The sequence below is a fragment of the Pseudomonas sp. 15C genome (assembly GCF_055484735.1).
In genome coordinates this window covers 1-21,675 of sequence record NZ_JBUDGD010000073.1, presented here as the reverse complement: position 1 = coordinate 21,675, position 21,675 = coordinate 1, and the positions used below count along the sequence as shown (strand labels likewise).

The window sequence follows — 21,675 nt, the reverse complement described above, 5'->3', positions numbered from 1 at the left end:
CTTTTTCAAACGCCAAAAAGGTAACCCAAAAGGCTTGCTCCTGCGTTCGGCCCTCGCAAGCTCGGGTCCCTTCGCTCCGGGATCGATCCGGGCGCAGCGTCTACGGTTTGCTGCGCTGCACCTCCTTCCGCTGTGTACGACTTCGTCGTACGGTCGCTGCGCTCCCACGCCCGGATCAATCCCTCCACTCAGCCTTCCGACGTCGCCGGTGACGCAAGATCAAAAGCACTCGAGCTAACGCTCATTGTTGAGTGGTTAGAAGCGGGTGGTTGGCTTGGGATTTGTGGTGGGGCTGCCCCTCACCCCAGCCCTCTCCCCAGGGAGAGGGAGCTGATCTGCGTTGGCTTTGAAATCGTGTACGACTCGGTATCGCAGGTCGGCATAGCCCTCACATCCACCCCGGTCTGTTCCCTCTCCCTCCGGGAGAGGGCTAGGGTGAGGGTTGGCTTTTGGCTGTGTCCGTGAAAGTGGCTACCAGGCTGATTTGCAGGACGAGCGGGTTATCGTCCATCGCCAGCAAGCTGGCTCTCACAGGATTATTTCCACCCCAGAATCCAATGCTCGGCATTCTTCAGCACTTGCCATTCCATCCGCTCGCTGCGTTTGGTCAGCACGGCCTGCATTTCGATTTCCAGTACGGTGCCTTCTTCGTCGCGGAACAGTTCGGTGACGAGGAAGTGTTTTTCGCGGTGTTGTGGCTGGGCTGCTGTCCATTTCGACAGCAGCAGTTTGCTGGGGTTGAGGCGGTTCATTGCAGGTGCTCGTGCAGGCGGCGTGCGGCTTCCTGGCCGCTGAGCCAGGCGCCTTCGACGCGCCCGGACAGGCACCAGTCGCCGCAGGCGTAGAGGCCCAGGTCGGCGTCGGCGAGGGTGCCCCATTCGTGGCCGGTGGCGGGGCGGGCGTAGAGCCAGCGGTGGGCGAGGCTGAAGGTGGGGGCGGGCATGGCGCTGTGCAGGAGTTCGGCGAAGGCGCCATGCAGATGTTCGATCACCGCTTCCTTGGACAGGTCGATGTGTTGCCGGCTCCAGGCGCTGGTGGCGTGCAGCACCCAGGTATCGAGGGTGGTGTCGCGTCCGGGTTTACTGCGGTTGCGGGCCAGCCAGTCGAGCGGGCTGTCCTGCACGAAGCAGCCTTCGATCGGTGTGTCCAATGGGGTTTCGAAGGCCAGGGCGACGGCCCAGGTCGGGTCCATTTTGACCCCGGCGGCGGCCGCGGCGAGTTTCGGTGCGGCGGCGAGCAGGGCGGTGGCTTGCGGCGCTGGTGTGGCGATGACGACGTGGCTGAACGGGCCGTGGGTAAAGCCCTCGGCGTCCTGTAAATGCCAGTGTTGTTCGCCACGAAACACTTCGGTGATGCGGCAGGCGAACTGCACGTTCAGGCCGTCGAGCAGGCCACGGGTGATGGCGCTCATGCGGGGAGCGCCGACCCAGCGGGTCTGCTCGTCCGGGGACATGTTCAGTTGCCCGCCCTGATACGAATAGAGCTGTGGCGCCCATTCGGCGACCCAGCCCTGGCTTTGCCAGCGCTGTACTTCGGTGACGAAGCGGCGGTCGCGGGCGGTGAAGTATTGGGCGCCGAGGTCCAGCGAACCGGCGTCGCTGCGTTTGCTCGACATGCGCCCGCCGCTGCCGCGGCTTTTGTCGAAGAGTTGCACGGTGTGCCCGGCCTCTGTCAGAGCCTGGGCGGCGGAGAGTCCGGCGATGCCGGTGCCGATGATTGCGATAGGTACAGTCATAGGGGCCTCGTTTACCTTTCTGTACAGACTACGCCGTCGATGAAACCTGTACAATTATGTTTTTTGGTATAACTTCTGCCATTCTCGTTTCGTTAGCTTGGCCTATGGTTAAACAATAGAGCCCGCCCGATGGAAAAGATCCCTGCTTATAAAAATAGACTAGTGATCCGGGTTAAATGCCACGCGAGGAAGATGTCATGCACATATTGCTGACCGGCGGTACTGGTTTGATCGGACGTCAGCTCTGCCGTCATTGGCTGGAGCAGGGCCATCGCCTGACGGTGTGGAGTCGCAAGCCCGAAACGGTGGCGAAGATCTGTGGCGCGTCGGTGCGTGGCATCGCCCGTCTGGAAGACCTCGGCGAGGAGCCGCTCGACGCGATCGTCAATCTGGCTGGCGCGCCGATTGCCGATCGGCCCTGGACGCACCGGCGCAAGGCGTTGCTGTGGAGCAGTCGGATCAAGCTCACCGAGACCCTGTTGACCTGGCTCGAAACGCGCACGCAAAAACCGGCCTTGCTGATTTCCGGCTCGGCCATCGGCTGGTACGGCGACGGTGGCGAGCGCGAGTTGACCGAAGAGTCGCCGCCGGTGATCGACGATTTTGCCAGTCAGTTGTGCATCGCCTGGGAAGAGACGGCCTTGCGTGCGGAGAACCTGGGTATGCGCGTGGTGCTGGTGCGAACCGGTTTGGTGCTGTCGGCCGAGGGCGGCTTTTTGTCGCGCCTGCTGTTGCCGTTCAAGCTGTGTCTGGGCGGGCCGTTGGGCAACGGGCGGCAGTGGATGCCGTGGATTCATATCAACGACCAAATCGCCCTGATTGATTTTCTTCTGCACCGCGAGCAGGCCAGTGGTCCTTATAATGCCTGCGCGCCGAAACCGGTGCGCAATCGCGAATTTGCGCAGACGCTGGGCAGCGTGTTGCACCGCCCGGCGTTCATGCCGATGCCGACGCTGGCGCTGAAAGTCGGCCTCGGTGAGATGTCATTGTTGTTGCTCGGCGGCCAACGGGCCATGCCGGTACGCTTGCTGGAAGCGGGTTTCACTTTCCAGTTCACGGATTTACGCGCGGCTCTGGACGATCTCTCCAGCCGCCTCTGAAATAGGACGTTGCATGACCGATCACGCCTTGCTTCTGGTCAACCTGGGTTCCCCGGCCTCGACCTCGGTGGCCGATGTGCGCCGCTACCTCAATCAGTTTCTGATGGACCCGTACGTCATCGACCTGCCATGGCCGGTGCGGCGTTTGCTGGTGTCGCTGATCCTGATCAAACGCCCGGAGCAGTCGGCGCATGCCTATGCCTCAATCTGGTGGGAGGAAGGGTCGCCGCTGGTGGTGCTCAGCCAGCGTCTGCAACAGCAAATGACCCAGACCTGGAAGCATGGCCCGGTCGACCTGGCGATGCGTTATGGCGAGCCATCGATCGAAACCTGCCTGCTGCGTCTGGTGAAGGCCGGGCACAAGAAAATCACCCTTGCGCCGCTGTATCCGCAGTTCGCCGACAGCACCACCACCACGGTGATCGAAGAAGCCCGACGCGTTTTGCGCGAGCACAAGCTCGATGTGCAGCTGTCGATCCTGCAGCCGTTTTACGACCAGCCGGAATACATCGATGCGCTGGTGGCCAGCGCTCGCCCGCATTTGCAGCAGGATTTCGACCACTTGCTGCTGAGCTTCCACGGCTTGCCGGAGCGGCATCTGACCAAGCTCGATCCGAGCGGCAATCATTGCTTGAAAGGCGCCGATTGCTGCCAGACCGCGTCGCCGGCGGTGCTGGCGACCTGTTATCGCGCGCAGTGCTTCCGTACCGCCGCCGAGTTCGCCAAAAGCATGGGGCTGGCGGACGGCAAGTGGTCGGTGTCGTTTCAGTCGCGCCTGGGGCGGGCAAAGTGGATCGAGCCGTACACCGAAGCGCGGCTGGACGAGCTGGCAAAAAGCGGCGTGAAAAAGATTCTGGTGATGTGCCCGGCGTTCGTCGCTGACTGCATCGAGACGCTGGAAGAAATCGGCGATCGCGGCAAGGAGCAGTTCCGCGAAGCGGGGGGCGAGGAGCTGGTGCTGGTGCCTTGCCTGAACGACGACCCGCAATGGGCCAAGGCCTTGGCAACGCTCTGCGAACGCGCGCCGCTGGCCCTCTAAAAGCATCGCCAGCAGGCTGGCTCCCACACTGGATCTGCTGTGTTCACCAAAACTGTGGCATCAGAGATCAAATGTGGGAGCCAGCCTGCTGGCGATAGCGGTGTGTCAGGCGCTGCAGCCCTGAAGGTTTAGATCAGCGGCTCATCCGCTTTCTTCTGCTTCCAGCCATCATTACCCGGCAGGATCAGGTTCAGCGCAATCGCCACCACCGCGCACAGCGCGATGCCTTTGAGGCCGAAGTCATCCGGACCGGTGCCGGTGCCGACCAGCACACCGCCAATGCCGAACACCAGCGTCACCGAGACGATCACCAGATTGCGCGCTTCGCCCAGGTCGATCTTGTGGCGGATCAAGGTGTTCATCCCCACCGCCGCGATCGAGCCGAACAACAGGCACAGAATCCCGCCCATCACCGGCACCGGAATGCTTTGCAGCAGCGCGCCGAACTTGCCGATGAACGCCAGGGTGATGGCGAAGATCGCCGCCCAGGTCATGATTTTCGGGTTGTAGTTCTTGGTCAGCATCACCGCGCCGGTCACTTCGGCGTAGGTGGTGTTGGGCGGGCCACCGAATAGCCCGGCCGCGGTGGTGGCGATGCCGTCACCGAGCAGGGTGCGATGCAGGCCCGGCTTCTTCAGGTAGTCGCGGCCGGTCACGCTGCCGACCGCAATCACCCCGCCGATGTGCTCAATCGCCGGCGCCAGGGCCACCGGAACGATGAACAGGATCGCCTGCCAGTTGAACTCCGGCGCGGTGAAGTGCGGCAGGGCGAACCAGGGAGCCGCTGCAATCTTCGCGGTGTCGACCACGCCGAAATAGAACGACATGGCAAAACCCACCAGTACCCCGGAAATAATCGGCACCAGACGAAAGATGCCTTTGCCGAACACCGCCATGATCAACGTGGTCAGCAGGGCCGGCATCGAAATCAGCATGGCGGTCTGGTAGGGAATCAATTCAGAACCATCGCCAGCCTTGCCCATCGCCATGTTCGCGGCAATCGGCGCCATGGCCAGGCCGATCGAGATGATCACCGGACCGATCACCACCGGCGGCAGCAGGCGGTCAATGAACCCGGTGCCTTTGATCTTCACGGCCAGGCCGAGGAAGGTGTAGACGAAACCGGCCGCCATCACCCCGCCCATGGTCGCGGCGAGGCCGAACTGGCCCTTGGCGAGAATGATCGGGGTAATGAAGGCGAAGCTCGACGCCAGAAACACCGGCACCTGACGTCCGGTGACGATCTGGAACAGGATCGTGCCCAGACCGGCGGTAAACAGTGCCACGTTCGGGTCCAGGCCCGTGATCAGCGGCATCAGCACCAGCGCGCCGAACGCCACGAACAGCATCTGCGCGCCGGACAGCACCGTGCGCCAGAGCGGATCGTTGAACTCTTGCTGCATGCTTACGCGTCCTTCTGCTTGGTGCCGAAAATCTTGTCACCGGCGTCGCCAAGCCCAGGAATGATGTAGCCATGCTCGTTCAAGCGTTCATCGATGGACGCGGTGTAGATGGTCACGTCCGGGTGCGCCTTTTCGACGGCGGCGATGCCTTCTGGCGCGGCGACCAGGACCATGGCGCGAATGTCGCGGCAACCGGCTTTTTTCAGCAGGTCGATGGTCGCGACCATGGAACTGCCGGTGGCGAGCATCGGGTCAATGATCATCGCCAGGCGTTCGTCGATTTCCGGCACCAGTTTTTCCAGATAGGTGTGCGCTTGCAGGGTTTCTTCGTTGCGGGCAACACCGACAGCCGAAACCTTGGCACCCGGAATCAGGCTGAGCACGCCTTCGAGCATGCCGATGCCGGCGCGCAGGATCGGCACGACGGTGATTTTCTTGCCGGCGATCTTTTCCACCGACACGGTGCCGCACCAGCCGGCGATATCGTAGGATTCAAGCGGCAAATCTTTTGTAGCTTCATAGGTCAACAGGGCGCCGACTTCCTGAGCGAGCTCACGGAAATTCTTGGTGCTGATGTCAGCGCGGCGCATCAGGCCGAGTTTATGGCGGATCAGCGGATGGCGGATCTCGAGAATGGGCATGGAAAAACTCCGGCGGCGGGCAAAAAAACCGGCCTAGATTAATCTATCCGAGGGTGATGTCCTATAGGACATACAGTACGTTAGTCCATAAAGGCTTGATTCAGCCGTTGCGGATGCGTACCTTTGCCCGCTTTTCCGAATCCGAAGCCCCCCTGGAGAGCGCCATGTCCGCTGATCTCGAGCATATCCGTCAAGTCATGCGAGAGGCTGACTGCCTGTACACCGAAGCTGAAGTCGAAGCGGCCATCGCCCGTGTCGGTGCACAAATCAACGAACAACTGGCGGACACCAACCCGGTGGTGTTCTGCGTGATGAACGGCGGCCTGATCTTCTCCGGCAAACTGCTGACGCATCTGCAGTTCCCGCTGGAAGCGTCCTACCTGCACGCCACCCGTTATCGCAATGAAACCAGCGGCGGCGATCTGTTCTGGAAAGCCAAGCCGGAAGTATCGTTCATTGACCGCGACGTGCTGATCATCGACGACATCCTCGACGAAGGTCACACCTTGGGCGCGATCATCGACTTCTGCAAACATGCCGGCGCGCGCAAAGTGCACACCGCCGTGCTGATCGACAAGGACCACGACCGCAAGGCGCGTCCTGACCTGAAAGCCGATTTCGTCGGCCTGCCGTGCATCGACCGCTACATCTTCGGTTACGGCATGGACTACAAGGGTTACTGGCGCAACGCCAACGGGATCTACGCCGTCAAGGGCATGTAAGCCCCCCGCACAACCCTTTGTAGGAGTGAGCCTGCTCGCGATAGCGGTCTGTCAGCCACATTGATGTTGGCTGACACGACGCTATCGCGAGCAGGCTCACTCCTACAGTTGTTTTTGTGTGTGCTGATCCATCCGCGATACCCATGCTAGAGTGCTCGGCCCCGCCCCCAGGAGCCTGTCATGCGCCTCTTGTCCCGCAGCCTTGCCGCGCTGTTGCTGTCCTTCAGCCTGCCGTTGTCAGCCGCACCGATGCACAGTCAATTCCTGCCGCCCGACGATCTGACCGTGCGCGACGCCGAGCCCGAGCAGCAGCAATTGATGCAGGTCAGCGAGTATTCCGTAGTAGTTGGCGCGCAACGCCAATCCAACCAGCAGCCGATTCCGGTCACCTCGTCGCTGTTGATCCGCCTCAAAGGCAAGTCGCTGAACAAGGGGGCGACGATCAATCAGGTATTGGTGAGTTTTGACGGCGAAAGTAAAAGCCTGAAAAAACCGGCCTACGACGACAAGAGCAAAACCCTGACGCTGTTTTATCCGCTCGCCCAGTACCGTGTGGTGATGGATTTGCTGCGCAACGACACCGTGTATGTGCAGTTCCTCAGTTACGCCAATGGCCATATCTGGGCCGATTTGCACACCGGTGCGGTGCGATCGCGTTGAGCAGGGTGGCCGGGCAGGGGTAAACTGCCCGCCCCGTGTCATGTCTGCGAGCTGGAGTCGGCAATGCGTAAAGATAAGAAACAAGTGATTGGTGACGAGATCGGCGATGAGCAGATCAAGCTGTTCCTCGATTTTGAGCCCGTCGACGCCACTTCGCCGTCGCTGCACAAACTGATCAAGGCGTATCGCGGTCTGCGCATCGATGACTTCGAGCGTTTTCTGGGCTTCTTCGTCGCGGCCGGTTACGACGTTGATGGCAAGGACGAGCAGGGCAAGACCTTCGTCGAGCTGATCGCCGATCAGCGCAATGCCGCCGACTACATCGAGTTGATCGACAAGGCCCGCGGCTGAGGCATTCGATTCAATTGCCAAGGCGAAAAAAACGCCCCGCACTCATTGAGTACGGGGCGTTTTTTATGCCGCGAGATCAAGCGTAGCTTGGCGTCTCGCTGTTTTCTTCTACCAGTTCCAGCGCGATGTTGTTCTGCGTGTTGATCTTGCGATACAGCGCAGCATCGGTTTCCAGGACCTTCTCACGGGCCGGGAAGATCTCGGCCAGTTTGCCGGCCCATTCGCCTTTGGCTTTGTCCGCGAAGCACTTCTCGATCAGTTCCAGCATGATCGAAACGGTCACCGACGCGCCTGGCGAAGCGCCGAGCAGGGCGGCGAGGGAGCCGTCCTTCGCAGCAACCAACTCGGTACCGAATTGCAGGATGCCGCCCTTTTTCGGGTCTTTCTTGATGATCTGCACCCGTTGGCCGGCCACTTCCAGGCGCCAGTCTTCAGCTTTCGCCTGCGGGTAGAAACGGCGCAGGGAATCCAGGCGCTGCTCCATCGATTGCATCACTTCACTGACCAGGTACTTGGTCAGGTCCATGTTGTTTTTCGCCACGGCCAGCATCGGCCCGATGTTGCCGGCGCGCACCGACAGCGGCAGGTCCATGAAGGAACCGTGCTTGAGGAATTTGGTGGTGAAACCGGCGTATGGCCCGAACAGCAGGGATTTCTTGCCGTCGACGACACGGGTGTCGAGGTGTGGCACCGACATCGGTGGCGAACCCACAGCTGCCTGGCTGTAGACCTTGGCCTGATGCTGCTTGACCACTTCCGGGTTGTCGCAACGCAGCCACTGGCCGCTGATCGGGAAGCCGCCGAAGCCTTTGCTTTCTTCGATGCCCGAGGCCTGCAGCAATGGCAGCGCCGCGCCGCCAGCACCGAGGAAGACGAACTTGGCGTCGACTTCGCGGGTGTTGCCGTTGTTGACGTCCTTGATGCTGACGGTCCAGCCGTTGCCGTTACGCTTCAGGCCGGTGACGCGCTTGCAGTATTTGACCTGGGTGTCCGGGGCGCTGGTCAGGTGCTTGAGCAACTGATTGGTCAGGGCGCCGAAGTTGACGTCGGTGCCGTTCATCACGCGGGTCGCGGCGAGGACTTCGTCCGGCGAACGGCCCGGCATCATCAGCGGCATCCACTCGGCCATCTTGCCTTTGTCTTCGGTGTATTCCATGTCGGCAAAGGCGTGGTGCTTGCTCAGCACGTTGAAGCGTTCCTCGAGGAACGACACACCGCTGTCGCCCTGAACGAAGCTCAGGTGCGGCACCGGGCTGATGAAGGATTTGCACGAGCCGAAGGTGCCTTTCTTGGTCAGGTACGACCAGAACTGTTTCGACACCTCGAACTGGGTGTTGATGTGCACGGCTTTCTTGATGTCGACGCTGCCATCGGCAGCCTGCGGCGTGTAGTTGAGCTCACACAGACCCGCGTGGCCGGTACCGGCGTTGTTCCAGGGGTTGGAACTCTCGGCGGCACCGGAATCCATCAGCTCGACGACTTCCAGCTTGATCGCGGGGTCGAGCTCTTTGAGCAGTACGGCCAGGGTGGCGCTCATGATGCCGGCCCCTACCAGAACTACGTCGACTGCTTCGTTATGCGCCATTTAACGCGTCTCCAAAATCTGCAGCACCAAATTGTCGGCATGGCTGCCAGGCGTTCCGGGACAGGTCAGTGGTGTCCGGGCTATCCGTGGTCAGGTTCGCCATGTCCGAATCTTCGCAATTTTTCGCAACTTCGACGGATGCGTGCGGCCTGGCTTCAAGGGTTCCATGAACTCATTTCTGCGCAAGGCTGGCAATTCGACTTATGGTCGAGACATCCGTTTTGTGCAACCAAATCCGTAGCGGACAGGCTTCAGGCTCCGGTATTCGAGGTATACCCGGTCCTGTGTCGTTGGGCTGTTTCAGACGCTAATGGTGCATGTTCAGACGCAAAACTATTCATTTGCTCGCCACACTCTTGTGAAGTTGTGAAAACCCGTTTTTTTCACGCTCTTTTGAAGACGTGAACCTCAAAAAAGGGCTGCCTTGGCCTGGCACCTGCCCGCAAGGGCAAAACAACGCGGTGGCCGAGCGTCATGACAGCTCTGCAGATTCGCGAAAAGCGGGTTTTTGCCGGAAGAACAGGCAAGCGCGCCAACTTCACTCGATCTGTGTGGGCGGCTCTCTGTGGGCGATTTTGGGTGTCGATGCATGTGCACTGACGCTGTTGCGGGGCCCGATCAGGAGACGTCCTTATAATCGGGGGGAGATTGTAGCGAAGAAATGCGCGCAGTTGCTCGTGTTTAATGACTTTTATTAGCCATCCGGTCAGATGCTCAACATCGCCTGGACCCGCGTGCGAGGCTGCGACGCTATGACGCGGGCGCTGGCCGGCAGTGGCTGGTGCAACCAGTTGAGGCGGATTTCTTCGATTTCCACCCAACCGTCGCCCATCGGTTGCAGGCTGCACTGCTTGAAGGCCTGACAGTGGCCGTTCCGGTCGAGCAAAGCAAAGCAGCGATGCAGCGGGCGGGGGGCGAACAACGAGATCAGATAACGCATGGCTGAGTACCTTGTTGGGGACTGAGGTGAAGCTTGGCCTCGGGCCGTGACGTCGTGGTGTATGGACGGTGAAGAATCTGTGACAGGAACCGCTTTCGACGGGGTTTGTCAGACATTTCAGTATTCACTGTGTGGCGCTGGTTACCCGCAGTGGCCCACCGCTATACTGCCGGCCTGTTTGTGCCTGATTCTGGAGAGAAAGCATGTTGCAACGCCTGTTGTTCGGTTTGATCACTGTGGCCGGTTTGACCCTGGCCGGCTGCGCCCACAGCCCGCAACAACTGAATCCGGAGCCGAAGCTGACCACGCAACTGCCAGCGGTCGGCCGTGGCCAGCCGGTTGTCGTGCGCGTGGTCGACGGTCGTCCGTCGCCAACCCTCGGCACCCGTGGCGGCCTGTACCCGGAAACCAGCGCCATCACTGTGCAGCGCGAGCAGATCCTGCCCAAGTTGCAGGCTCAGGCTGAGGCCGCCGTGCGTCTGCTCGGCTTCACCCCGACCACCAACGCGCCGAACGCGCCGCAGCTGACGGTGACGCTGGCCGAGCTGAAATATCAGTCGCCCAAGGAAGGCATGTACGTGACCGAAGCGACCATCGGCGCGACCTTCCGCTCCGACGTGCAGAACGCCAATCGCCGCTACAGCGGCCGTTACGGCGCTTCGCTGGACCAGCGCTTCGGCATGGCGCCGAACCAGGAAACCAACACCAAGCTGGTCAGCGATGTGTTGAGCGATGCGTTGACGCGTCTGTTCAAGGATCCGACGGTGGGGCAGGTTCTGGCTGAGTAAGTTTTCAGCGGATGTGAAAAAGCCCGGGGCCAGTGATGGTTTCGGGCTTTTTTTGTGGCTCGGACTCAAGATCGATGTGGGCTGGAAGATCCTCACCCTCCCCCCAGCCCTCTCCCGGAGGGAGAGGGAGCCGACCGTGTTGTCTTGCGTCATGCATCGACCTGAAGGATTCTGTCGATTATGGATTCACAGCATGACGGCCAGGTCAGTGAAATTTCAAAGCATCCTCCAATCAGTCCCCTCTCCCTCTGGGAGAGGGCTAGGGTGAGGGGCTTTTAAGCTTTTGAAGTTCAGGCAGCCTGCGAATAAAAATCGAGCACGCTCACTCCAGTCAGCAAATCAGTCTCCGGCAAATCCGCATGCTGATGCCCGCCCAGCGCGCAATACACCAGCCAATGCCGATCCTGCACGTTGAACGCAAGGCTGCCGACCAGACTTTGCTGTTCGTCGTAGGGCGTGATGAGGTACAGGCGATCCTGGTTTTCCGCGTGCAGCATGGTGCAATCCATTGAAGTTTCGAGGCGCGCAGGGTGCAGCATCCACATGACGAAGCCGTGACACAGGACAGCCATCGGTCGATTGTCTGGTTATTTGTCGCAAAGGCTGGGGCAGGGCGCTCGGGTTTGGGTAGAATCCGCGCCGCGGTCGTCGGTCTGGCGTCTGCCGAACCGGTCTAGATTGAGGTCTGTGATGTCGCTGCACTTGATGACACTGTTTACCGCCCATCCCGCCAAATTGATCAATCTGCTGGCGCTGCTGCTGGCGTTTCCCGGCAGTTGGCTGCTGCACGCCACCCGTCGCCGCGAACAACGCGCGCAGGCCAGCCTCGCCGCCCAGCGTCAGGCGCAGCCGAATGCCGAGCCGCTGCTCGATTGGGCGACCTTGCGCATGAACCGTTTTTTCTATCGTTTCGGTTTTGCCTGCCTGGGCCTGGCCTTGCTGGTGTCGTGGATCAGCACGCGTTTCTGACTCGTTCAGGCATGAAAAACGGCGCCCGCAGGCGCCGTTTTTGTGTATGGCTCACACCGCTTACAACGGCAATCCAGCCTTGACCCGGTACTGATTGCGCACCGGCGTCGCGTATTGCAGCACCAGATACGGGCGATGCTCGGCGGGGCAGGCGTCCAGCCGGCTCTGCCATTCTTCCTGCGCCTTGGCCAGTTCGTCGGCCGGGAACACCTCGGCAGCCTTCGGCACATTCAGTTGCGGATCAGCGTCAGCCCACTGCGCGTACGCCAGGTAATGCACCGGGAACAAGCGGTAACCGCCGAGAATCTGCTTGTCCATCTCGGTCGCCAACTGCTTGGTGTCTTCGAACACATCGGTGATCGGCGCGGCGAAGTTGATGTGCACGCGGCCCTTGTAGCCGGTGATGCCCTTGGCGATGCTCACGTCATCCTCGCCCGGCGCCTTGCAATAGGTGCCGGTGGTGGCGCGGATGTACAGCTCGCGGGCCTTGGCCTGATCGCAAGGGTCGTATTCATAGCTGATCGACACAGGCGTCACATTGAGCGAGCGAATCACTTCGCCGAACGGCTCGTCCTTGCGGCTCATGTGGAACATCTTGAGGATCGCCGACTCGGTGCGATCGTCGCCGTCCTTCGCCCGACCTTCCGCCTGGGCGATCCAGATCGAGGCGCAATCGTTGCGGATCGAGTGGTTGATGTACGCCGACAGCAACTGATACGCGGCCATTTTCTCGCGTCGACCGGTGATCGAACGATGCACGATGAAGCTCTTGTTCAAGCGCATCAGGTCGCTGACGAAGGGCTTCTGCAGCAGGTTGTCGCCAATCGCGATACGCGGCGTCGGCAGGCCGGCGTGGTACACGGCGTAGTTGACGAAAGCCGGGTCCATGACGATGTCGCGGTGGTTGGCGATGAACAGATAGGCGCTGCCGGACTTGAATTGCTCGACCCCGGTGTAGGTCACGCCGTCGGTAGCACGCTCGATGGTGTGATCGACATAAGACTCGATCTTGTCCTGCAAAGTCGCCACCGAAATCACGTCGGCGAACTCACGACGCAGCCGATGCGCTATAAGAGGTTTGAGCATCCAGCCGAAGGCACCGGCAAAACGCGGGAAGCGGAAGTGGGTGAGGATATCTAGAAACGCCTTGTCGCCGAGCAGTCTTGCCAGTACCACAGGTACTTCGCTGTCGTCGTAAGGTCGGATGGCATCGAATTCGCCCATCATGCTCTCTTGTTGGAAACGGCTAGGGTAAGTAAAGGGTTTGATCGAAAACCCGCGGGGCACGGTCTGAAAAAATAGCCAGACACCAATAGCCCTGCCAATAGACCGGCGATTATACGCACAAGTCACTTGGGAGACCGCGATGCTGGAAACCGCTGAGTATGAATGTCCGTATTGTGGGGAAGAAGTCGAGACTTCGGTGGATCTGTCCGGTGGCGATCAGACGTATATCGAGGATTGTCAGGTGTGTTGCCGACCGATCACCTTTGTTTTGCAGGTGCATGATGAGGAATGGCACCTGGAAGTCTTCAGCGAAAACGAATGAGGGGCGCCCATGCAGCGAATCTACGAACCGGCCAGTCTGATGGAAGGCGAAATGCTCAAGGGCATGCTTGCCAGCGAAGGCATCGAGGCGCACCTGATCGGCCGCGATCTGCTCGGTGGCACGGGCGAGTTGCCGATTTTCGGGCTGCTGTGGCTGTCGGTGGATAACGATCAGGCCGAATACGCCCGCGAGCTGATCACCGCGTACAATGCCGCGCTGCCGCTGCCCGGCGATGAACCGGAGAGCTATCCCGGTACGCTGGTCTGTTAGGCTGGCGTCGGTTTTATTGAAGAGTCGTGTTGCCTCATGTGTGGACGTTATGCCCTGTTTCGCTGGAACCGCGACTTCGCGGCCCTGCCAGGTTTTCCCGCCGATCAGCAGGCGCAGTGGAACATTTCCCCCAATGATTCAGTGCTGATGCTGCGCGCCGGTGCAGACGGTAAGCGCACGCTGGCCCGCGCGCGTTGGGGGCTGACACCGCCGTGGCTGACCGACCTGTCGAAAACGCCTGCGCACGCCCGCGCGGAAACCGTGGCCGAGCAACCGATGTTCCGCGAAGCGCTGCGCTTGCGCCGTTGCCTGTTGCCCGCCAATGGTTTTTACGAATGGCGCGGGACTCAGCGCAAGCGTCCGTTCTGGCTGACGCCGGGGGAGGGCTCGTCGCTGTGTTTTGCGGCGATCTGGGAGGCGTATCCGGTGCAGGAACAGGTCTGGCTGAGTACCGCCGTCATTACCCAGCCGGCGGCCAGTCAGCGCCGACCGTTGATACTCGATGAGGCGGGGCAGGCGGCGTGGCTTGATCCGGAAACACCGCTGCATGTGTTGCAGGGCTTGCTGGCCAGTGAGCCGGCGGCGCTGCGCGAGCGGGTGCTGGCGAATCTGGTGAATGATCCGAAGTTGAATGGGCCGGAGTGTTTGACCCCGGGCTAAGTCTGTAGATCAAAAGCCCCTCACCCTAACCCTCTCCCGGAGGGAGAGGGGACTGATTGGGGGATATTGAAGAAATACACCGACTTGAACGCTCCGAATTGAATCCAATCGACACGATTTTTCAGGTCGATGTATGACGGGAGACAACTCGGTCAGTCCCCTCTCCCTCTGGGAGAGGGTCAGGGTGAGGGGCTCTTGATCTTCAGACCTTGAACTGATTGATCAACCGCCGCTGCTGCTCCGCCAGTTTGGTCAGTCCGGCACTCGCCGAACTCGATTCATCCGCGCCGCCCGCCACTTCGTTGGCCACCTGACCGATATTGATCACGTTGCGATTGATGTCATCGGCCACCGCACTCTGCTCTTCCGCCGCGCTGGCAATCTGCGTGTTCATGTCGTTGATTACCGACACTGCGTGCGTAATTGTCTCCAGCGCCTCGGCGGCTTTCGCCGCGTGTTGAACGCTTTCGTCGGTGCGGTTCTGGCTGTCTTCCATGACCCGCACCACATCGCGGGTGCCTTGTTGCAGTTGCTGGATCATGCTCTGGATTTCTTCGGTGGCTTTCTGGGTTTTCTGCGCCAGGTTGCGCACTTCGTCCGCCACCACCGCAAAGCCGCGACCTTGTTCGCCAGCGCGCGCCGCTTCGATCGCCGCGTTCAGCGCCAGCAGGTTGGTCTGCTCGGCAATCCCGCGAATCGCCGTGAGAATCGCGTTGATGTTTTCGCTGTCCTTGGCCAGGTTTTGCACCACGTCGACCGCTTTGCCGATTTCCCTGGCCAGCACACCGATCGAGTCCGAGGTGTCGCGCACGATCTGCATGCCCTGAGTGGCCGCCTGATCGGCGTGGCTGGCGGCCTGCGCAGCTTGCGTGGCATTGCGCGCCACGTCTTGCGCGGTCGCGGTCATTTCCTGCACCGCTGTCGCCACCTGATCGATCTCGGCCATTTGTTTCTGGATGCCGATGTTGGTGCGAATGGCGATGTCGGCGGTGTGCTCCGAGGAGTCGCTGACGCTCTGCACCGAGGTCACCACTTGGGTGATCATCGCCTGCAATTTGGCCAGGAAGGTGTTGAAGCCCTTGGCGATCGAACCGAGTTCATCGCTGCGGTCACTGCTCAGGCGGCGAGTCAGATCGCCTTCGCCCTGGGCGATGTCATTGAGCATGGCGACCATTTGCTTCAGCGGTCGGGCAATGCCATGGCCGACCAGCCAGATCACCAGCAAGCCGAGGCCGGCGATCAGCAAACCGACCATGGCCATGCCGAAGGTGTCGGACTTGCGCTGGGCATCGAGGTCGGCCTGCAGCGTTTGCAGGTCGGCCATCACCGCGTTGAGCGGCAGTTGCAGCATCAGCGTCCAGCGCGCGTCGGTCTGACCGATGCCGAACGGCAGGTACAGCTCGATCCGGCCCTTGTCCTTGTTCACCGAGTAGGTCACTTCGCCGCGCTTGAGGCTGGCCATGTTGGCGGACTGTTCGGCATCGAGAATATCGCTGACCCTCTCGCCGAATTTGCTCGGGTCCTTGGTGTAGGCCACGATCCGACCATTGCCGCCCACCAAAGCCATTTCCCCGGCACCGCTGTAGAGTTTCTGGTTGGCGCCCAGCAGCATTTCCTGAATGAAGTTCACCGACAGGTCCGCACCGACGATGCCCTGGAAAGCGCCGTTGAGCATGATCGGTTCGATAAACGAGGCAAGCATGACGACCTTGTCGCCAACCTTGTACGGCGCCGGATCGATCACGCAGGACTTTTTACTTTCCTTCGAGCACAGGTAGTACTCGCTGGCGCGCACGCCGGTCGACAGGGTTTTCTGATCGTCGACGTCGACCAGTTTGTCGAGGCCGAGGGTGCCGTCCTCGTTGCGGAACCACCACGGCAGAAAGCGCCCGTTGCTCGCATCGATACCGACCACGCTAGTGCCGACATAGGCCGCGTCATTGTGATCGAGAGCATTCTTTTCCCAGCCAATGTACGTGCCGAGAATCTTCGGATTCTTTTCGACGTTCTCTTTGATCAGGCTGATCAGTTGCTCGCGGCTGACGCTCAGGCGCGACTGGCCATCGGCGCCTGGCGTGCCCAGCAGGGCGTTGACGCGCACCAGCCCGCCGGCAATCAGCAGCGGCGCTTCGAGCTCGCGCTGGATCTGGCTGACCTGGGTTTGCGCCAGCGCGGTCAGGCGCTGTTCGATGACCTGCTCGAACTGGGCCTGGGTGCGTTGTTGCACCATCGCCTGGGTGCGCGCGCCGACAAACAATGCATACAGCACCAGCGCAGCGACCACGCTGAGAACGATGGCGCCGGCCAGGGCGGCGACGGAAAACTGGATCGACTTGAACTTCATGGGAGCTCCGCAGGCAGGAGAATATCTGCGAAAGATTTATCGGCGGCGCCGGCGGGGCCATGAGTGGCGCTGGTCGGAATCGGCCCGGGATGTCGCAAACCGGCTGCTGCGTGACGCAGTGGCTGCGCGGCTGGCGGTCGCTCGGTTTTTTTTCGTGACATTACGCTGCGGGAAATGTCTGAAAGTCACTTCAACCTATCCTTTGTATCTGGCATCGATACAATTACCCGCCTAGGATACGCCACAGGTTTTCAGGGAGCTTTTCGATGAACAAGACATTGGTTGTGAGTGCACTGAGCGCAGCGCTGTTGCTGGCCGGTTGTCAGTCGGTCAACACCACCAGCGGCGGCGCCGTCGGGGTGGAGCGCAAGCAGTATATGTTCAGCATGCTGTCGGCACAGGAAGTCGACCAGATGTACGCCCAGTCGTATCAGAAGACTGTCGGCGAGGCATCCAGCAAAGGTGTGCTGGACAAGACCAGCCCCGAGGCCAAGCGGGTGCAGGCGATTGCCAACCGTTTGATCGCCCAGGCACCGAATTTCCGTCCGGATGCGGCGCAGTGGCAGTGGGAAGTCAATCTGATCAAGAGCGACGAACTCAACGCCAACTGCGGTCCCGGCGGCAAGATCATTTTCTACACCGGGCTGATCGACAGCCTGAAACTGACCGACGATGAAATCGCTGCGGTCATGGGCCATGAAATCGCCCACGCCTTGCGCGAGCACGGTCGCGAAGCGATGTCCAAGGCCTATGGCATTGAAATGGCCAAGCAGGGCGCCGGTGCGTTGTTCGGTCTAGGCCAGGACAGCCTGGCCCTGGCCGACACCGTGGCCAACTACGGCATGACCTTGCCCAACAGCCGCGCCAACGAAAACGAAGCCGACCTGATCGGCCTGGAACTGGCCGCCCGCGCCGGCTACAACCCGAATGCCGCAATCACCCTGTGGGACAAGATGAGCAAGGCTTCGGAAGGTTCGCCGCCGGAATTCATGAGCACCCACCCGGCCTCGACCAGCCGGATCGCCGCGTTGCAGGCAGCGATTCCGAAGGTCATGCCACTCTACGAAAAAGCCCCCAAATCCTGATAAAGCAGCTGCAAGCTTCGAGCGGCAAGCTACAAGTCAAAGCAGATTCGCGTGGCTTGCAGCTTTCTCTTGAAGCTTGCAGCTGAGAGCTTGTAGCTGCCTCAAACCCATCCACTGCTCTGCATCGCTTTATACACAGCAACAATCGCCAGAATCATGAACGCCGAAGCCGCCAAGCGACGGATCAGGGTCAGTGGCAGTTTGTCCGCTGCAAAATTACCCGCCAATACCACCGGCACGTTGGCAATCAACATGCCCACGGTGGTGCCGATGATCACCAGCCACAATTCCGGATACTGCGCGGCGAGCATCACCGTGGCGATCTGGGTCTTGTCGCCGATTTCGGCGAGGAAGAATGCAATCAGCGTGGTCAGGAACGGGCCGAACTTGCGCGCCGTGCTGGCTTCGTCGTCATCGAGCTTGTCCGGGACCAGCGTCCACAACGCCGTGGCGGCGAAGCTTGCGGCGAGAATCCAGTGCAGAACACTGTCGGAGAAGAAGCTGCCGAACCAGGCACCGACCGCACCGGCTGCCGCGTGGTTAGCCAGGGTCGCGGCGACAATCCCGGCAATGATCGGCCAGGGTTTGCGGAAGCGAGCGGCAAGAATCAGCGCGAGCAGTTGCGTCTTGTCGCCGATTTCGGCCAAGGCAACGATTGCGGTGGGAACGAGTAACGAGTCCAGCATCAGGGATTTCCTAAGGGGCGGGTCGACACGGCTATGACACGTACAGCCTTCCCGCCCCGGGTAAGGTGTGCGTGTCATAGGTCTTGTCAAACCCTGCGATCCGTCTGCTGCGGACGCTTGGGTCGCATACGCCATGATCTGAGGATCAAGTATGTTGACGTATGCCGGACGAGCTTGGCGCTCGTGGGAGACTACTCCCCTAGGACGGAGCGGATTCTGCCTAGGCAAATCCGATTGGGCAAGCGACTTTTTTCAAAGCGGTTTCAGCCGCGCTTGGCCCGATAGATTCGGAAACCATTGCCTTCGGCTTTGATTGCACAGATGCCCAGATGCTCCTCGATCAACGGCTGATATTTCAGGAAGCTGTTCGCGACCAAACGCAGTTCGCCGCCGTTTTTCAGATGTTTGGCCGCTTTTCGCAGCAAGTTCTCGGTGGCGAAATAATCCGTGTGCACACCGACATGGAACGGCGGATTGCTCAGGATCGCGCTCAAACCCATCGGCGCAGCATCGATGCCATCGCCGGTCAGTACTTCGGCTTCGAGGCCATTGGCGGCGAGAGTCAGACGGCTGCTGGCGGCGGCAAACGCATCGACGTCGAGCAACGTCACCTGATTGTGCGGATAGCGACGTTTGACCGCCGCACCGAGCACGCCGGCACCGCAACCGAAGTCGAGCAAATGGCCGCTTGGCAGCTTGTCCAGATGCTCCAGCAGCAGGGCGCTACCGCGATCGAGGCGACCGTGGCTGAACACGCCCGGCAGGCTGATCACTTTCAACGGGCCTTCGGCCAAGGGCAGTTCGTAGGTCTGCGCCAGGCTTTCCAGTGATCTGGCTTCAGGTGCATTGGCCACGGTGACTTGCCAGAGCTGGCAATGCCGCGCGCTGTCGAGTTTGCGTGGTTTGCCGAACGGGTTGAGCTGTTTCGCCGCCCCTTCGATGCCGCTGCGTTTTTCCCCGACCAGAAACACCTCTCGACCGGCCAGGCGCGAGGCAACGGCGTTGAGAATGTAATCGGTCAAATCCTTGGACTTGGGCAGAAACACCACCGCGCTGTCGAATTCACGCTCCGGGATGTTCACGCCAAAATCGCTGCGACCTTCGAAACGGGCCTCCAGCGCGGCTTGATCGCCGGCGTGCCAGCACCAGCCAAAGGCATTCGGCAGGCGTCCAAGCAAGTCGTCGGCGGGCAAACCGGCGAGCAACAGCGAACCTTGAAACCATTCGGGCTGACGAAGCAGTACTTCACTGCGCGGATCCATAACTGCTCCTCGAAAAAAAGTGCCGCAGTTTATCAACTGACGACCCGCAGCGCCTTAGCGCTGAAGAACGCCTGCGCGTTTTCACTGAGTTGGCCAACGATGCGCTGGCGTGCTTCGCGGCTGCCCCAGGCATTGTGCGGGGTGACGATCAAGCGTGGGATGTCGTTTGCCAGCAGCGGATTACCCTGAGCTGGCGGTTCAACGCTCAGCACATCCGTCGCCGCGCCACCGAGGTGCCCGTTGCGCAAGGCATCGGCCAGCGCCTGCTCATCGATCAAGCCACCGCGTGCAGTGTTGACCACGAAAGCGCCCGGTTTCATCAAGGCCAGCTCGTGCGCACCGATGAAATGGCGCGTGTGTTCATTGAGCGGGCAGTGCAGGGTCAGGGCGTCGATTTGCGGCAGCAGTTCATCCAGCGGCAGGCGATCCGGGCGGGCGGGGCGTCCGGGAATCTGCCCGAGCAGCACGCGCATGCCGAACGCTTCGGCCAGCCGCGCCACGGCGCCGCCGAGTTCACCGTGACCGAGCAGGCCGAGGGTTTTCCCTTCCAGTTCAACAATCGGATAGTCGAGCAGGCAGAACTGCTTCGCCTGCTGCCAACGACCCTCGCCGACGGCTTTCTGATAGTCGGCCAGACGTGTGGCGAGGTTGAGCAGCAGCATGATCGTGTGTTGCGCCACCGACGGCGTGCCGTAGGCCTGGCAGTTGCACACCGTGATGCCTTGCGCGCGAGCGGCGGCGAGGTCGACGTTATTGGTGCCGGTGGCGCTGATCAGGATCAGTTCCAGTTGTGGGTTGGCCGCCATGGCAGCCGCGTCGATCACGACTTTGTTGGTGATCGCCACTCTGGCGCCCTGCAACCGTTCGGCAACCTGCTGCGGCGTGGTCTGGGCGAACAGCTGCAAATCGCTGAAACAGTCGCGCAACGGATTGAGGTCGAGGTCGCCGAGATCCAGCGACGGGTGATCGAGGAATACCGCGCGGTGCGTGTTCGTCATCAACTGTACCTTTTGTGCGAAGAGCGTAGGGCGTACTCTGCCGAGCCTACCAGATGAAACAAATTGATACGCCTGGCCGAAAGGAGCACCCATGTACTGGACCGAATTCTTGACCGTTGCATTGATCCATTTGCTGGCCGTCGCCAGCCCCGGCCCGGACTTTGCCGTGGTGGTGCGCGAGAGCGTGACGCACGGTCGTCGCGCCGGTACGTGGACGGCACTGGGTGTCGGCACGGCGATTTTCCTGCATGTCGGTTATTCGCTGCTGGGCATCGGTCTGATCGTGTCGCAATCAATCGTGCTGTTCAATGCGTTGAAATGGGCGGCAGCGGCGTATCTGCTGTACATCGGCTTCAAGGCGTTGCGCGCGCAACCGGCGAAAACCGTGACGGATGATTTGCATAAGGAAGCCGGTTTGCGCACCGCGCGTGGCGCCTTCACTTCGGGGTTCGTGACCAACGGCCTGAACCCTAAAGCCACGTTGTTTTTCCTGTCGCTGTTCACCGTGGTAATCAACCCGCACACGCCTTTGGCGGTGCAGGCCGGTTACGGCGTTTACCTGGCCATGGCCACCGCGATCTGGTTCTGCCTAGTGGCGATGCTGTTCAGCCAGCACCGCGTGCGTGCCGGTTTCGCCCGCATGGGCCACTGGTTCGACCGCACCATGGGCGCGGTGCTGATTGCTCTCGGCGTGAAAATCGCATTTACCGAGATGCATTGAGGGGCGGGTGATTGATTCGAGGTTCAAGGCGCTTGGCAGACTGTAGCCCCTCACCCTAGCCCTCTCCCTGTATGTACCGGAGACATGGTAGACACATGTTCGGAGACATGGTGGACGGTTTTAGATCTTCTTACCTGCCGTCACGATCTGCAAGTTCAAGTCGATTC

General features: G+C 60.6%; 24 protein-coding genes, 1 pseudogene and 1 riboswitch. Of the genes and pseudogenes, 12 read left to right on the top strand and 13 right to left on the bottom strand.

Translation table 11 applies throughout. The annotated features are described in order from the left end of the window. Window positions 1-536: 536 nt before the first annotated feature. A complete protein-coding gene (locus tag ACYYKW_RS24160; RefSeq protein ID WP_464991363.1) occupies window positions 537-752 on the bottom strand; it encodes a TIGR02450 family Trp-rich protein in 216 nt (71 codons plus the stop codon). Continuing rightward, window positions 749-1,735: an NAD(P)/FAD-dependent oxidoreductase gene (locus ACYYKW_RS24155; protein WP_090286208.1), complete on the bottom strand. Its 987-nt coding sequence runs from the start codon at window positions 1,733-1,735 to the stop codon at window positions 749-751. The genes ACYYKW_RS24160 and ACYYKW_RS24155 overlap by 4 nt, the downstream gene beginning before the upstream one ends. 197 nt (window positions 1,736-1,932) lie before the next feature. On the opposite strand from ACYYKW_RS24155, the gene ACYYKW_RS24150 reads away from it, so the two are divergent. Both ACYYKW_RS24150 and hemH read left to right on the top strand, forming a co-directional pair. Further along, window positions 1,933-2,835, top strand: coding sequence for a TIGR01777 family oxidoreductase (locus ACYYKW_RS24150; protein WP_464991362.1), 903 nt, complete (start codon window positions 1,933-1,935; stop codon window positions 2,833-2,835). A gap of 13 nt (window positions 2,836-2,848) precedes the next feature. After that, entirely contained in the window at window positions 2,849-3,874 is a 1,026-nt protein-coding gene (gene hemH / locus ACYYKW_RS24145) for a ferrochelatase (RefSeq protein WP_093098406.1), read from the top strand. 128 nt (window positions 3,875-4,002) lie between these two features. On the opposite strand, the gene ACYYKW_RS24140 is transcribed toward hemH, so the two are convergent. Together ACYYKW_RS24140 and upp are read right to left on the bottom strand one after the other, a co-directional pair. Next, window positions 4,003-5,277 carry a uracil-xanthine permease family protein gene (locus tag ACYYKW_RS24140; protein WP_464991361.1) on the bottom strand — a complete coding sequence of 425 codons (1,275 nt, stop codon included), beginning with the start codon at window positions 5,275-5,277 and terminating at the stop codon, window positions 4,003-4,005. Window positions 5,278-5,279: 2 nt separating this feature from the next. Further along, entirely contained in the window at window positions 5,280-5,918 is a 639-nt protein-coding gene (gene upp, locus ACYYKW_RS24135) for a uracil phosphoribosyltransferase (RefSeq protein WP_090286199.1), read from the bottom strand. A gap of 164 nt (window positions 5,919-6,082) precedes the next feature. Here upp and ACYYKW_RS24130 point away from each other — a divergent pair, with 164 nt between their 5' ends. The 3 genes from ACYYKW_RS24130 (at window position 6,083) to ACYYKW_RS24120 (ending at window position 7,651) form a co-directional block, all read left to right on the top strand. Then, window positions 6,083-6,640 carry a hypoxanthine-guanine phosphoribosyltransferase gene (locus ACYYKW_RS24130; RefSeq protein ID WP_090286198.1) on the top strand — a complete coding sequence of 186 codons (558 nt, stop codon included), beginning with the start codon at window positions 6,083-6,085 and terminating at the stop codon, window positions 6,638-6,640. Between the two features lie 180 nt (window positions 6,641-6,820). Then, on the top strand, window positions 6,821-7,300 hold the full coding sequence (locus ACYYKW_RS24125; protein WP_336355431.1) for a hypothetical protein: 480 nt from the start codon (window positions 6,821-6,823) through the stop codon (window positions 7,298-7,300). A gap of 63 nt (window positions 7,301-7,363) precedes the next feature. Further along, window positions 7,364-7,651 (top strand): PA4642 family protein, encoded by a 288-nt coding sequence (locus tag ACYYKW_RS24120; protein ID WP_336355430.1) that lies wholly within the window; start codon window positions 7,364-7,366, stop codon window positions 7,649-7,651. Between the two features lie 76 nt (window positions 7,652-7,727). On the opposite strand, the gene mqo is transcribed toward ACYYKW_RS24120, so the two are convergent. Next, window positions 7,728-9,236, bottom strand: a complete 1,509-nt coding sequence (mqo, locus tag ACYYKW_RS24115) for a malate dehydrogenase (quinone) (RefSeq protein ID WP_464991360.1) — start codon at window positions 9,234-9,236, stop codon at window positions 7,728-7,730. 706 nt (window positions 9,237-9,942) lie between these two features. Next, a complete protein-coding gene (locus ACYYKW_RS24110; RefSeq protein WP_090286191.1) occupies window positions 9,943-10,176 on the bottom strand; it encodes a hypothetical protein in 234 nt (77 codons plus the stop codon). 203 nt (window positions 10,177-10,379) lie between these two features. On the opposite strand from ACYYKW_RS24110, the gene ACYYKW_RS24105 reads away from it, so the two are divergent. Beyond that, complete coding sequence (locus ACYYKW_RS24105; protein WP_093098414.1) at window positions 10,380-10,964, top strand: YajG family lipoprotein; 585 nt, start codon at window positions 10,380-10,382, stop codon at window positions 10,962-10,964. A 290-nt stretch (window positions 10,965-11,254) separates the two neighbouring features. Here ACYYKW_RS24105 and ACYYKW_RS24100 read toward each other — a convergent pair whose 3' ends face one another. Then, entirely contained in the window at window positions 11,255-11,461 is a 207-nt protein-coding gene (locus tag ACYYKW_RS24100) for a hypothetical protein (protein WP_008083982.1), read from the bottom strand. A 193-nt stretch (window positions 11,462-11,654) separates the two neighbouring features. Here ACYYKW_RS24100 and ACYYKW_RS24095 point away from each other — a divergent pair, with 193 nt between their 5' ends. Continuing rightward, window positions 11,655-11,933, top strand: a complete 279-nt coding sequence (locus ACYYKW_RS24095) for a hypothetical protein (RefSeq protein WP_090286189.1) — start codon at window positions 11,655-11,657, stop codon at window positions 11,931-11,933. 60 nt (window positions 11,934-11,993) lie between these two features. Here ACYYKW_RS24095 and ACYYKW_RS24090 read toward each other — a convergent pair whose 3' ends face one another. Next, window positions 11,994-13,157, bottom strand: a complete 1,164-nt coding sequence (locus ACYYKW_RS24090; RefSeq protein WP_464991359.1) for a 1-acyl-sn-glycerol-3-phosphate acyltransferase — start codon at window positions 13,155-13,157, stop codon at window positions 11,994-11,996. 142 nt (window positions 13,158-13,299) lie between these two features. Between ACYYKW_RS24090 and ACYYKW_RS24085 the strand changes: the two genes are divergently transcribed. Genes ACYYKW_RS24085 through ACYYKW_RS24075 form a run of 3 tightly spaced genes read left to right on the top strand, consistent with a single transcriptional unit; the run spans window position 13,300 to window position 14,412 of the window. Then, a complete protein-coding gene (locus ACYYKW_RS24085) occupies window positions 13,300-13,482 on the top strand; it encodes a CPXCG motif-containing cysteine-rich protein (RefSeq protein WP_464991358.1) in 183 nt (60 codons plus the stop codon). Between the two features lie 9 nt (window positions 13,483-13,491). Then, the gene (locus tag ACYYKW_RS24080; RefSeq protein ID WP_090286183.1) at window positions 13,492-13,752 is read left to right on the top strand and encodes a putative signal transducing protein; all 261 of its coding nucleotides are present in this window, start codon (window positions 13,492-13,494) and stop codon (window positions 13,750-13,752) included. Between the two features lie 36 nt (window positions 13,753-13,788). Then, window positions 13,789-14,412, top strand: coding sequence for an SOS response-associated peptidase (locus ACYYKW_RS24075; protein WP_464991357.1), 624 nt, complete (start codon window positions 13,789-13,791; stop codon window positions 14,410-14,412). Window positions 14,413-14,614: 202 nt separating this feature from the next. Here the strand turns inward: ACYYKW_RS24075 and ACYYKW_RS24070 are convergent, their stop codons facing one another. Beyond that, the gene (locus ACYYKW_RS24070) at window positions 14,615-15,358 is read right to left on the bottom strand and encodes a methyl-accepting chemotaxis protein (RefSeq protein ID WP_418951625.1); all 744 of its coding nucleotides are present in this window, start codon (window positions 15,356-15,358) and stop codon (window positions 14,615-14,617) included. A gap of 111 nt (window positions 15,359-15,469) precedes the next feature. Continuing rightward, a pseudogene (locus ACYYKW_RS24065) lies at window positions 15,470-15,667 on the bottom strand (HAMP domain-containing protein); the annotation flags it as partial. Between the two features lie 1,355 nt (window positions 15,668-17,022). On the opposite strand from ACYYKW_RS24065, the gene ACYYKW_RS24060 reads away from it, so the two are divergent. After that, window positions 17,023-17,841: a M48 family metallopeptidase gene (locus ACYYKW_RS24060; RefSeq protein ID WP_090286177.1), complete on the top strand. Its 819-nt coding sequence runs from the start codon at window positions 17,023-17,025 to the stop codon at window positions 17,839-17,841. A gap of 101 nt (window positions 17,842-17,942) precedes the next feature. Here the strand turns inward: ACYYKW_RS24060 and ACYYKW_RS24055 are convergent, their stop codons facing one another. From ACYYKW_RS24055 to ACYYKW_RS24045, 3 genes are all read right to left on the bottom strand, one after another. Further along, a complete protein-coding gene (locus ACYYKW_RS24055; protein WP_090286175.1) occupies window positions 17,943-18,527 on the bottom strand; it encodes a TMEM165/GDT1 family protein in 585 nt (194 codons plus the stop codon). Window positions 18,528-18,615: 88 nt separating this feature from the next. Continuing rightward, a riboswitch (yybP-ykoY riboswitch) is annotated at window positions 18,616-18,740 on the bottom strand. 50 nt (window positions 18,741-18,790) lie between these two features. Further along, window positions 18,791-19,789 carry a methyltransferase gene (locus ACYYKW_RS24050; protein WP_464991356.1) on the bottom strand — a complete coding sequence of 333 codons (999 nt, stop codon included), beginning with the start codon at window positions 19,787-19,789 and terminating at the stop codon, window positions 18,791-18,793. A gap of 32 nt (window positions 19,790-19,821) precedes the next feature. Continuing rightward, a complete protein-coding gene (locus ACYYKW_RS24045) occupies window positions 19,822-20,787 on the bottom strand; it encodes a 2-hydroxyacid dehydrogenase (RefSeq protein ID WP_464991355.1) in 966 nt (321 codons plus the stop codon). 91 nt (window positions 20,788-20,878) lie between these two features. Here ACYYKW_RS24045 and ACYYKW_RS24040 point away from each other — a divergent pair, with 91 nt between their 5' ends. Continuing rightward, a complete protein-coding gene (locus ACYYKW_RS24040) occupies window positions 20,879-21,508 on the top strand; it encodes a LysE family translocator (RefSeq protein ID WP_464991354.1) in 630 nt (209 codons plus the stop codon). Window positions 21,509-21,675: the final 167 nt, after the last annotated feature.